Source organism: Frankia sp. BMG5.23, from assembly GCF_000685765.2.
GTDB lineage: Bacteria > Actinomycetota > Actinomycetes > Frankiales > Frankiaceae > Frankia > Frankia casuarinae.
The window spans coordinates 1-11,753 of record NZ_JDWE01000027.1; the positions used below are offsets into that span (position 1 = coordinate 1).

9 protein-coding genes and 1 tRNA gene are annotated in these 11,753 nt (G+C 71.0%); 9 read left to right on the plus strand and 1 reads right to left on the minus strand.

The window, feature by feature from the left end; genetic code table 11:
• Together BMG523DRAFT_RS13505 and BMG523DRAFT_RS13510 are read left to right on the plus strand one after the other, a co-directional pair.
• Window positions 1-659: group II intron maturase-specific domain-containing protein (locus BMG523DRAFT_RS13505; protein ID WP_035958444.1), on the plus strand; the 659-nt coding region annotated here is incomplete at its 5' end.
• A gap of 273 nt (window positions 660-932) precedes the next feature.
• On the plus strand, window positions 933-1,775 hold the full coding sequence (locus tag BMG523DRAFT_RS13510) for a class I SAM-dependent methyltransferase (protein WP_108913732.1): 843 nt from the start codon (window positions 933-935) through the stop codon (window positions 1,773-1,775).
• 287 nt (window positions 1,776-2,062) lie between these two features.
• On the opposite strand, the gene BMG523DRAFT_RS13515 is transcribed toward BMG523DRAFT_RS13510, so the two are convergent.
• Window positions 2,063-2,134, minus strand: a tRNA-Arg gene (locus BMG523DRAFT_RS13515).
• A 73-nt stretch (window positions 2,135-2,207) separates the two neighbouring features.
• On the opposite strand from BMG523DRAFT_RS13515, the gene BMG523DRAFT_RS13520 reads away from it, so the two are divergent.
• From BMG523DRAFT_RS13520 to rho, 7 genes are all read left to right on the plus strand, one after another.
• The gene (locus BMG523DRAFT_RS13520) at window positions 2,208-2,594 is read left to right on the plus strand and encodes a response regulator transcription factor (RefSeq protein ID WP_011438104.1); all 387 of its coding nucleotides are present in this window, start codon (window positions 2,208-2,210) and stop codon (window positions 2,592-2,594) included.
• A 24-nt stretch (window positions 2,595-2,618) separates the two neighbouring features.
• A complete protein-coding gene (locus BMG523DRAFT_RS13525; protein WP_011438103.1) occupies window positions 2,619-3,665 on the plus strand; it encodes a DALR anticodon-binding domain-containing protein in 1,047 nt (348 codons plus the stop codon).
• A 115-nt stretch (window positions 3,666-3,780) separates the two neighbouring features.
• The gene (gene lysA, locus BMG523DRAFT_RS13530; protein ID WP_023841091.1) at window positions 3,781-5,220 is read left to right on the plus strand and encodes a diaminopimelate decarboxylase; all 1,440 of its coding nucleotides are present in this window, start codon (window positions 3,781-3,783) and stop codon (window positions 5,218-5,220) included.
• Window positions 5,217-6,500, plus strand: coding sequence for a homoserine dehydrogenase (locus tag BMG523DRAFT_RS13535; RefSeq protein ID WP_011438101.1), 1,284 nt, complete (start codon window positions 5,217-5,219; stop codon window positions 6,498-6,500). Before lysA ends, BMG523DRAFT_RS13535 begins: the two co-directional genes overlap by 4 nt.
• 38 nt (window positions 6,501-6,538) lie before the next feature.
• Window positions 6,539-7,630 (plus strand): threonine synthase, encoded by a 1,092-nt coding sequence (gene thrC / locus BMG523DRAFT_RS13540; protein ID WP_232235122.1) that lies wholly within the window; start codon window positions 6,539-6,541, stop codon window positions 7,628-7,630.
• The gene (locus BMG523DRAFT_RS13545) at window positions 7,627-8,778 is read left to right on the plus strand and encodes a homoserine kinase (protein WP_051623870.1); all 1,152 of its coding nucleotides are present in this window, start codon (window positions 7,627-7,629) and stop codon (window positions 8,776-8,778) included. Before thrC ends, BMG523DRAFT_RS13545 begins: the two co-directional genes overlap by 4 nt.
• A gap of 434 nt (window positions 8,779-9,212) precedes the next feature.
• Entirely contained in the window at window positions 9,213-11,537 is a 2,325-nt protein-coding gene (gene rho, locus BMG523DRAFT_RS13550; protein WP_035941632.1) for a transcription termination factor Rho, read from the plus strand.
• Window positions 11,538-11,753 lie beyond the last annotated feature (216 nt).

Genomic DNA, 11,753 nt, shown 5'->3' on the forward strand with positions numbered 1-11,753 from the left:
CGATCTCACCCGTGCTGGCGAACCTGTTCATGCACTACGCGTTCGACGCGTGGCTGGCCCGGACCTACCCGGGCGTCGCGTTCGAGCGCTACGCCGACGACGCGATCGTGCACTGCGACAGCAGGAGTCGGGCTCGCCACGTGCTGGCCGCGCTCGACGACAGGATGGGACAGGTCGGACTGCGACCGCACCCGACCAAGACCAGGATCGTGTACTGCAAGGACAGCAACCGGCGCGGCTCCCATGAGCACACGTCGTTCACGTTCCTCGGCTACACCTTCCGCGCCCGCAAGGCACGCAGCAGGCACGGGAAGTTCTTCACGAACTTCCTGCCCGCGATCAGCAAGGAAGCCCAGAAGAAGGTCAGCGGGCAGGTCCGCCGATGGCGGCTACACCTGCGGACCGGCCACACCCTCGACGAGCTGGCACGAAAGATCAACCCGATCGTGCGCGGCTGGGCGCAGTACTACGGGGCGTTCTACCGCTCCGCGCTGCTTCCCCTCCTACAGCGCATCAACGCCTACCTGGTGCGTTGGCTCCGCAAGAAGTACAAACGGCTGAGACCGTTCCATAAGGCCCTGGCCTGCTGGCAACGCATCACCCGCCAACGCCCCGGGCTCTTCGCCCACTGGGCATGGACGTCCAACGCCTGGCGATGAGGATGACAAGAGCGGAGTGACGGGAGACTGTCACGCTCCGTTCTGTTGGAGCCCAGGGGTGCAATTCCCCTGGGCCACCCGACCCTAGGGCATGCGGTGATCCGGAGCGTGCTCACTACAGCATTCCCGGGTCAAAGTGACATGATCTTGCGGCCAGTGCCCGATGGTCGGATGCATGTGGGTGATCGCAGTCGGTAGTCACACTCCGTGGCACGGCCCGTTCCCGCTGGCTCGGGTGCGGCGGCACGGGCCCGCATCCCGGACGTATGGCATGTGCCGCACTACGCTGTCTGCTTCGTGGATGACGCGACGGAGTTGAACCGGGCGCGCTGGGATGAGCTGGCGCGCCTGCACGGGCAGGACGACTACTACGACGTCGAGGGTTTTCTCGCCGGGCAGATCATGCTGAGTGGGCGGGAGCGGGAGGAGATGGTCGCGGCCGTCGGGTCCGTCTCGGGCCTCGATCTCCTACATGTGCAGTGCCATTTCGGGTTGGGGACGCTGTCGTGGGCCCGGCTCGGCGCGCAGGTCACCGGCCTGGACTTCTCCCCCGTCGCGGTGGAACGAGCCCGCTCGCTGGCCACCGCGGCGGGAATCGACGCGCGGTTCGTCCAGGCGGACGCCCAGCGGCTGCCGGCGGACCTGGCCGGCGCGTTCGACGTCGTGTTCGCCTCCTACGGTGTGCTGCCCTGGATCGCCGACGTGACGGCGTGGATGACCGCGGCGGCCACGGCGCTGCGTCCCGGCGGCGTCCTGGTGCTGGTGGACGGGCACCCGCTCACCCAGATGATCGACACCGTCGACCCTGTCAGGTTCGGTTTTCCGTACCAGGGCAGCACCGCTCACCACATCCGATCCGCCAGCTTCTACGCGGGCAGTGCCACCCAGCTGACGACCACGGAGACCGTGCAGTATCCCCACGGCCTGGGCGAGATCGTGACCGCGGCGGCTACCGCTGGACTGCACGTGGACGCGCTTACCGAATACCTCGACTCCGACGGCCCGGAAGGACGCTCAGACCAGATGAGGTGCGGGCAGGACGGCCGCTGGCGGCTGATCCTCACCGGCCAGCCCGTCCCGGTGCAATACGCACTGCGTGCCACACAGAACTCCTAGACGCCCAGCCTTCGACCCCGAGGACGGCCCCTGCAAGCTCAACGGCCTCACCCTCGGGTTGCTGTCCGATGGTGGATATGGGCCGTGGGTGGGGTTGGCGGACGCCACCCACGATCTTCTGATCTGGGCTGCCGGGGAAGGGGCAGCTGATGGCGACACATCGGACAACACATCGGATGAGGAGGCAGCGTGATCGATCCTGGTCATCCGTCAGATCGGCCGGGCCGAGTCGGCGCTGCCCCACGTGCAGCGATCCCGCGAACTCGTCGCCGCGTGGATGCTGTACGTGCCCCCGGCAGGATTCGAACCTGCGCACCCGCCTCCGGAGGGCGGTGCTCTATCCCCTGAGCTACGGGGGCCCCGGGTCAACGCGGCATACGTTACCAGGACGGAACGCCGGATCGGGAATCCGGGTCGCCGTAAGCTTCCGGTGTGTACCCTGCCACCCCCCGAGTCCTCGTCGTCGACGACGACGCGGTGATACGTCAGCTCGTGGTCGTCAACCTTGAGTTGGAGGGCTTTGAGGTCCATACCGCCGTAGACGGCGTGGACTGCCTGGAGATGGTGCGCGAGATCGCCCCACAGGTGATCACGTTGGACATCATGATGCCGAGGATGAACGGCTGGGACGTGGCCGCCCGGCTGCGGGAGGAGCCGGACACCGCCGCCATCAAAATGATTATGCTGACCGCCCGGGCCCAGGAGGCCGACGTCAAGCGTGGGATGCGGGTCGGGGTGGACTACTACCTGACCAAGCCGTTCGACCCGGACGAACTCATCGGTGTGGTCCAGCGGCTGGCTGCCGGCCAGCCGGTCTGACCCGGCGCCGATAACATCGCCGTCATGACCCCCGCCGATCTCGCTGACGCCATCGTGACGGCCATCGGCCGCGCGGTCGCGGACGGCGACTTGGACGTGACTGTGCCGACCGCCGTCACGGTGGAGCGGCCGAAGACGCCCGAGCACGGGGACTACGCCTCCCCGGTCGCGCTCCAGCTTGCCAGGGCCGCCCGTCGTCCGCCGCGCGCCGTCGCGGAGACGTTGGCCCGGCGGCTCGCTACCGACAGCGAGCTCGCCGCCGTGGACGTCGCCGGCCCGGGGTTCCTCAACTTCCGGCTGGCCGACGCCGCCCTCGGAGAGATCGCCCGCACGGTGGTGTCGGCCGGTGACCGGTACGGCCGGGCGGTCAGGCCACGAGGTGTCCGGGTCAACCTGGAGTTCGTCAGCGCGAACCCGACCGGCCCGGTGACGCTGGCCTCGGCGCGCCGGGCGGCCGTCGGGGACGCCCTGGGGCGCATCCTGCCCGCGGCCGGGTTCGAGGTGGGCACGGAGTACCACGTGGGCACGGAGTACTACTACGACCGCGGGGCGTCCGAGCAGGCCCTGGACGACCTGGTCGACGCGGTCGGGGCCGACGCGGCGCGGTACTGGCTGGTCCGGTCTTCGCCGGATTCGGCGCTCGATCTGGATCTGGACCTGATGGCCCGCCAGACCAGTGACAACCCGGTCTTCTACGTGCAGTATGCCCACGCGCGGATCAGCTCGCTGCTGCGCGACGCCGGCTCCCTGGGCCTCACGGCCGCGACCGAGCCGGTCGACGTCGCCCTGCTGACCCAGCCGCGGGAGGGTGAGCTGCTGCGCGCGCTCGGCGAGTTCCCCCGAGTGATCGAGTCCGCCGCGAGGCTGCGTGGCCCCCATCGGCTCGCCCGCTATCTCGAGGAACTTGCCGGGGTCTACTACCGGTTCTACGACTCCTGCCGGGTGCTTCCGCAGGGCGACGCCGAGCCCGGTCCGGCCACCGGCGCGCGGCTGCTGCTCGTGGCAGCGACCCGGGTGGTGTTCGCGAACGGCCTGGGACTGCTCGGGGTCAGCGCCCCCGAGCGGATGTGACGAGCGGTCGGTCCGGGCGTCCGGGCATCCTGGCGGGTTCGGGAACGAGCCGGTTGGAAAGCGTGAAACAGGCGGCATGAGGCAGGCCAGGCGGCATGAGGCAGGCAGAGGCGAGATGAGCGAGATCGACAGCCCGGCGGTGGTGCCGTTGGAGGAGAAGCCGTTGGAGGAGAATCTGTGGCCGGCCACGGCCCGGCTGGACGCCGACGGTGTGCTGCGAATCGGTGGGATCCGGGTTAACGAGCTGGCCGCCGAGTTCGGCACGCCGGCCTTCGTTCTCGACGAGGCCGACTTCCGGGCCCGGTGCGCGGCTTGGCGGCGGGCGTTCGCCGAATGTGACGTCTACTACGCGGGCAAGGCCTTTTTGTGCCGCACGATCGCTCGCTGGGTGGATGAGGGGGGTCTGAATCTCGACGTCTGTACGGGCGGGGAGCTCGCGGTGGCCCGCTCGGTCGGTTTCCCGGCGGATCGACTGCTCTTCCACGGCAACAACAAGTCCGTCGCGGAACTGCGGGCAGCCGTCGGCTATGGCGTCGGGCGGATCGTCGTCGACTCCTTCGCCGAGATCACCCGCCTGGCAGCCGTCGCCGCCGAGGCGGGCGTGCGCCAGCGCGTGCTGATCCGCGTCACCCCGGGCGTGGAGGCGCACACACATCACTACGTCTCCACCGGGCAGGAGGACCAGAAGTTCGGGTTCTCGCTGGCCGGCGGGTCGGCGGCCGAGGCGGTGGAACGCGTGCTCGCGGCCGCCGGTTCCCTCGAACTCGTCGGCCTGCACGCGCACATCGGCTCGCAGATCTTCGACACGGCCGGGTTCGGCCTGGCGGCGCACCGCCTGGTGGGCCTGCTCGCGCGCATCCGCGACACCCACGACCTCGAACTGCCCGAGCTCGACCTCGGCGGTGGCCTCGGCATCGCCTACACCGGCGAGGACGCCCCGCTGGAGGTCACCGACGTCGCCGAGCGGCTGACCGCCGTGGTCGGCAAGGAGTGCGCCGCCGCGGGCCTGACCGTCCCGCGCCTCGCGGTGGAACCGGGACGGGCCATCGTCGGATCGACGACGGTGACCCTCTACGAGGTCGGCACTGTCAAGGAGCTGCCCGGGCTGCGCACCTTCGTCAGCGTGGACGGCGGCATGAGCGACAACATCCGCACGGCGCTCTACGACGCCCGCTACACCGCCCGGCTGGTCTCCCGGACCGGTTTGGCCACGACGCACGTCGTCACGATCGTCGGCCGGCACTGCGAGTCCGGGGACGTCGTCGCCCACGACGTGCCGCTGCCCGACGACGTCCGGCCCGGTGACCTGCTGGCCATTCCCGCCAGCGGCGCCTACCACCGGTCGATGGCCAGCAACTACAACCACGTGGCGCGGCCACCGGTGATCGCCGTGCGCGACGGCGCGGCCCGGATCATCGTCCGGCGGGAGACCGAGGACGACCTGCTGCGCCTGGACGTCGATCCGGGCGTGAAGGTCGATCCGGGCGTGAAGGTCGATCCGGGCGTGAAGGTCGAGCCGGGCGCCGACCCGGCCTCCCCGGAGGTGGCGCGGTGAGGATCGCGTTGCTCGGCTGTGGGGTCGTCGGCAGCGAGACCGTCCGGCTGTTGCAGGCCAACGCCGCCGATCTCGCCGCCCGGGTCGGGGCTCCCCTGGAGCTCGCCGGGATCGCGGTGCGCAGGCCGGGCCGCGCCCGCGCCCTCGACGTGGATCCGGCGCTGTTCACCGGGGATGCGGCGGGCCTCGTCGCCCGGGACGACGTCGACATCGTGATCGAGCTTGTCGGCGGCATCGAGCCGGCCCGCTCCTGGCTGCTGTCCGCCCTGCGGGGGGGTAAGTCGGTGGTCACCGCGAACAAGGCCCTGTTGGCCTCGGACGGCGCGACGCTGCACGACGCGGCCGCCGCGGCCGGCACCGATCTCTACTACGAGGCCGCCGTGGCCGGGGCCATCCCGCTGATCCGCCCGCTGCGTGAGAGCATGGCCGGGGATCGTGTGCACCGGGTGCTCGGCATTGTCAACGGGACGACCAACTTCGTGCTGACCCGGATGGACGAGATCGGCGCGTCGTTCACCGAGGCACTCGCCGAGGCCGGGGCGCTCGGATACGCCGAGGCCGATCCCTCCGCCGACATCGATGGGTTCGACGCGGCCGCGAAGGCGGCCATCATGGCCCAGCTGGCCTTCCACTCCCGGGTAACGATCGACGACGTCTACCGGGTCGGCATCGGTGAGGTCACCACCGCCGACATCGCCAGCGCCCGGGAGCTCGGTTGCACTGTGAAGGCGCTCGTGGTGGCGGAACGCTCGGCCGAGACCGAGGGGATCAGCGTGCGGGTCCACCCGGCGATGATCCCGCGCACCCACCCGCTGGCCGGGGTGCGGGAGGCCTTCAACGCGGTGTTCGTCGAGTCCGAGGCGGCGGGCCAGCTGATGTTCTACGGCCAGGGCGCCGGCGGGGCGCCGACCGCCTCGGCGGTGCTCGGGGATGTGGTCGCGGTCGCGCGCAACCGTATCGCTGGCCGTCGCGGCCCTGGTGAATCGTCCTACGCCGCGCTGCCTGTGCTGCCGATGGGCCGTACCGTGACGAGGTATCACGTGAATCTCGACGTCACCGACAAGACCGGCGTGCTCGCGACGGTCGCTGGGGCGTTCGCGCGTCACGATGTGTCTATCAGGAGCGTTCGTCAGGACGGCCGCGGCGACGACGCGAGCCTCGTCCTGGTGACGCATGCCGCCCCGGACGCGGCACTGTCCGCCACCGTCGAGGAGCTCCGCGGCCTCGCCGGTGTCCGGGCGGTGTCCGGCGTGATGCGGGTTGAGGGAGGTGAGCCGTGACCACGACGTCATCCACACCGCTCGCGGACGAGCCGGCCGTGCCGGTGCTGTCCGCGGCGCCCGATCGGCCGCACCGGCCGTGGCAGGGAATCATCGAGGAGTACCGGGACCGTCTGCCGATCGCACACGACACGCCCGTCATCACGTTGCGTGAGGGTGGGACGCCCCTGCTGCCCGCGGCACACCTCTCCGACCTCACCGAATGTGAGGTTCATCTCAAAATCGAAGGGGCGAATCCGACTGGCTCCTTCAAGGACCGCGGGATGACGGTGGCCATCAGCCGGGCTGTCGGCGCCGGTTCCCAGGCTGTCATCTGCGCGTCCACCGGCAACACCTCGGCGTCGGCCGCCGCCTACGCGGCCCGCGCCGGCATCACCTGCGCGGTGCTGGTGCCCAGCGGAAAAATTGCCCTGGGCAAGCTCGCCCAGGCGCTTGTCCACGGGGCCCGGCTGCTGCAGCTCGACGGCTCCTTCGACGACTGCCTGCGGGTGGCGCGCGAACTCGCCGACACCTCGCCGGTGACCCTGGTCAACTCGGTGAACCCCTTCCGTCTCGAGGGGCAGAAGACGGCGTCCTTCGAGATCGTGGAGGCGCTCGGCCGGGCCCCGGACGTCCACTGCCTGCCGGTCGGCAACGCCGGCAACATCACCGCTTACTGGCGGGGCTACCTCGAGGAGAACAACCGGATCGCCAGCGGCCGCCCGCGGATGTGCGGTTTCCAGGCAGCGGGTGCCGCGCCCATCGTGCGGGGCGAGGTGGTGACCTCGCCGCAGACGATCGCCACGGCGATCCGCATCGGCAACCCGGCGTCGTGGGATCTCGCTGTCGAGGCGAGAGAGGCCTCCGGTGGTCTGATCGACGCCGTGAACGACCGGGAGATCCTCGCCGCCTACCGCCTGCTGGCCCGCAGGGAGGGCGTCTTCGTGGAGCCTTCCAGCGCCGCCAGCGTCGCGGGCCTGCTGAAGGCACGGGCGGCCGGCCGGATTGAACCCGGCGAGCAGGTCGTGTGCACCGTCACGGGCAACGGGCTCAAGGACCCCGACTGGGCGATCAGCGGCGCGGCCCGGCCGGAAACGATCCGCCCGACCGTCGCGGGCGCCGCCGAGGCGCTGGGGCTGCAGCGCTCGTGACCACTCGGTCCTCCCCGCGCCCAGGCGGGACGGCGGCCTTCGCCGAGCGGGTCGGCCGGTCCGGGCCGGTCACCGCCGCCGACGGCGTGTCGCGGCGGGTCCGGGTCCGGGTGCCGGCGACCAGCGCGAATCTCGGCCCCGGCTTTGACACGTTCGGCCTGGCATTGGGCCTGTACGACGAGGTCGATGTCGAGACGACCCGATCCGGTCTCACCGTTGACGTCGTCGGCACGGACGTCGTCGCCCGGGACGAGACGCACCTCGTGGTCCGGGCGATCCGGGCGACCTTCGACACCCTCGGCCGGGCGCAGCCCGGTCTCGCGTTGCACTGCGTCAACCGGATCCCGCACGGCCGCGGGCTGGGATCATCGGCCGCGGCGATCGTCGCCGGGGTCGTCGCCGCCGCCGCGCTCGCGCAGCCGGACCTCGGGCCCGCCTTCGAGACCGATGCCGCCTTTGACGCCGATACCGCCTTTGACGCCGGCGCGGACTCCGTGTCCGCGCCCGATGACGCACCCGAGCCGGACCCGGTGTCCAGAGCGGCGTCCGGAGCCGGCTTCTTCGGGCCCGCGGGCATGCTGCGGCTCGCCAGCGCCATCGAGGGGCACCCGGACAACGTCGCCGCGGCGCTGAGCGGGGGCTTCACCGTTGCGTGGCAGGACGGCGACGGTGCCCGGTCCCTGCGCGTCGATCCCTTCGCCGAGCTGAGACCCGTGATCTTCATCCCCGCGATACGGCAGTCGACCGAGCAGTCGCGCGGGGCGCTGCCGAGCGGCGTTCCGTTCGCCGACGCCGCCCGCAACCTCGGTCGGGCCGCGCTGCTGGCGTTGACGATGTCGGCCGCCGAGCCGGCCGCCGGGCAGCCGTCCCGACGTGCCGAGGCACTCCTGCGTGCCACCGAGGATCTGGTGCATCAGCCCTACCGGTTCCCCGGCGTCCCGGCGTCGGCGGACCTCGTCGGTCGGCTGCGCGGCGGGGGGATCGCGGCGGCCCTGTCCGGTTCGGGGCCATCCGTCATCGCCCTCGCCGTCGGTGGTGAACAGGCCGCGGCGGCGGTGGACGTGGCGGGTGCCGGGTTCTCCGTCGCCCCGCTGCCGGTGGACAGACACGGTGCACGCGTCATCCGATGTCGATCCGCAGCGCCATGACCCCGTTGCCCGCGGTGGGATCCGCTGCGACGGCTGGCGCTGTGAGCTCCCGATGCGCGGTTGTGTGTCACATCGGGAAGTCCTGACGTCTCAAGGTTGTTGCCGAGGCGTCTGCCGCTGGATAGTCTGGTGACTGCACCCGCTGCCACCGCGGCGCGTGCTCGCTCCCGCCATGCCGCTCTGGTCTCGCCAGGTGGAACATGGTTCGGGACTCCGGTGTATAAGCTTCGTCGTCGTTGCCTCGGCTCCACACCGGCACTCCCAGGCGGGATCGGCGAGTTCGCTCGCGGCAGTCGGCCGCTGGCGCCGTACACGGGCGCGATGCTCGCCCATTCGGTGCTGTATACCCCTTCATCCGGCATGTGTGCAGGCGAAGAAGGTCCACAAGCAACGCCCGGCTCACCAGGAGCCAGTTCCTTCAGGGAAGGAAAACCTTGAGCGACACCACCAACGTGCTGCCGCAGAGCGCACGTGAGTCTGCGCCGCCCGTGACGCCTGCGCCGCCCGTGACGCCTGCATCGCCCCGGGAGAGTGACCCGGCGGCGAGCACCTCGTCCGCAGACGCCATCTCGGCTGAGTCCACCGGGAACGGTGACTCGCGCGCAGGCCGTATCACCCGGACCGCTCTCGCCGCACCTTCTCCGGCCGGAGAAGGTGCGGCCGTGACCCGACGCCGCCGGCAGGGCACCGGTCTGTCCGCGATGCTGCTCCCCGAGCTGCAGGCCATGGCCTCGTCCCTGGGGATCCAGGGCGTGGGCCGGCTGCGCAAGGGCCAGCTCATCGCCGCGATCCAGAACGTGCAGAACAACGAGTCCGCGGCCGTGACGCCCGTCGCGGCGGCCCCAGCGACTTCTTCGGCCTCCGCAGCCTCCACGGCCTCCACGGCCCTTGCACCGCCGCCCCCGGCGGAGTCGGGGCCGGCCTCGCCCGCCGGACCGGTTCCGGCCGCGAGCGAGACATCCCCCGCGCCGCGGGTGTCCCGGCAGGCTGCCGGCTCGGACGGCACCGCTACCCGCACCCGTTCCCGCCGTGGAGCCTCTCGGGCGGCGGCGAGCCCCGCCGCCGAGCAGCCGACCCTGCCCGAAACGGCGGCTGGGGACACGGTCGTGGAGACCCGGGCCGGATCGGTTGTGGACGCCCGGGCCGGATCGGCCGCCTCCGCCGTGGCTTCGGCCCAGCCGACCGTGTCCGCCCAGCCGACCGGGGCGCCCGCGTCGGCTCCGCCGGCCGCCGCGTCCCACCGCCAGACCGATGCCGGTCCCCGGAGTCGGGAGGACCGCCGGGATCGTTCCGCCGACAACGGCCGGGTGAGCGCGAGTGACCGTCAGGGCGGTGAGGCCGGCGGCGAGCGTGCCACGGCGGACCGCCAGGGCGCGGACCGTCGCTCCGGTACGGACCGTCAGTCCGCTGATCGTCCCAGCCGCGTGGATCGCACCCAGCAGGGTGACCGGTCCGGGGCAGAGCGTTCCGGCGGCGACCGGCCCGGGCAGGGAGGGCAAGGGGGGCAAGGCGAGGACGACTTCGCCGCCCGTGGCCGGCGGGGCCGCTTCCGGGAACGCGGTCGTAACCGCGGTCGCGGCGGGCAGGCCGGCCCGAGCGAGAACGAGCCGGTCCTGCGCGAGGACGACGTCCTGGTCCCCGTCGCCGGCATTCTCGACGTTCTGGATAACTACGCCTTCGTGCGGACCAGCGGGTACCTGACCGGCCCGACCGACGTCTATGTCAGCCTCGCCCAGGTGCGTCGCAACGGGCTGCGCCGCGGTGACGCCATCACCGGTGTCGTCCGCGCCCCGCAAGAGGGCGAGCAGCGCCGGGACAAGTACAACGCGCTGGTCCGGCTCGACACCATCAACGGGATGGAGCCCGAGGAGGCACGCGGCCGGCCGGAGTTCACCAAGCTGACTCCGCTCTACCCCCAGGAGCGGCTGCGGCTGGAGACCGAGCCCCACATGCTGACCACGCGGGTCATCGACCTCGTGATGCCGATCGGCAAGGGGCAGCGGGCCCTGATCGTCAGCCCGCCCAAGGCGGGTAAGACGATGGTGCTGCAGTCCATCGCGAACGCGATCACGACGAATAACCCGGAAGTCCACCTCATGGTCGTGCTCATCGATGAGCGGCCGGAGGAGGTCACCGATATGCAGCGGTCGGTCAAGGGCGAGGTCATCGCGTCCACCTTCGACCGTCCACCGGCCGACCACACCAATGTCGCCGAGCTGTCCATCGAGCGGGCCAAGCGTCTGGTCGAGTTGGGCCACGACGTCGTCGTGCTGCTCGACTCGATCACCCGGTTGGGCCGTGCCTACAACCTGGCGGCCCCGGCCTCCGGTCGTATCCTGTCCGGCGGTGTCGACTCGACGGCGCTCTACCCGCCGAAGCGGTTCCTCGGCGCGGCCCGCAACATCGAGAACGGCGGGTCTCTGACGATCATTGCGACGGCGCTGGTGGAGACCGGTTCGACGATGGACACCGTGATCTTTGAGGAGTTCAAGGGAACCGGCAACGCCGAGCTCAAGCTCGATCGCAAGATTGCCGACAAGCGGATCTTCCCCGCGGTGGATGTCGACGCCTCCGGTACCCGCAAGGAGGAGATCCTGCTTGCCCCGGACGAGCTCGTGATCATGCACAAGCTGCGTCGCGTGCTCCATACCAGGGAGACCCAGCAGGCCCTCGAGCTCCTGCTCGATCGGCTCAAGCAGACCAGGACGAATTACGAGTTCCTGATGCAGATCGCCAAGACCGCACCGCCTCAGGATTAGCCTTCCCCCACACGGCGGCTTCGCCGCAGTGTGGGGACCCCTGGCCCAGGGCGCCGTTCGGGGTTTCCGCGCGATCGCCTTCGGCGATCTTGCTGGGGGGTCGTCGGGGGGCTTCGCCGCAGTGTGGGGGCCCCTGGCCCAGGGCGCCGTTCGGGGTTTCCGCGCGATCGCCTTCGGCGATCTTGCTGGGGGGTCGTCGGGGGGCTTCGCCGCAGT

What these genes read in the sequence shown, in the direction of transcription:
- BMG523DRAFT_RS13525 (WP_011438103.1), top strand. Translation starts at nt 2,619, where the DNA reads ATGACCCCCGCCGATCTCGCTGACGCCATCGTGACGGCCATCGGCCGC.
- lysA (WP_023841091.1), top strand. Translation starts at nt 3,781, where the DNA reads ATGAGCGAGATCGACAGCCCGGCGGTGGTGCCGTTGGAGGAGAAGCCG.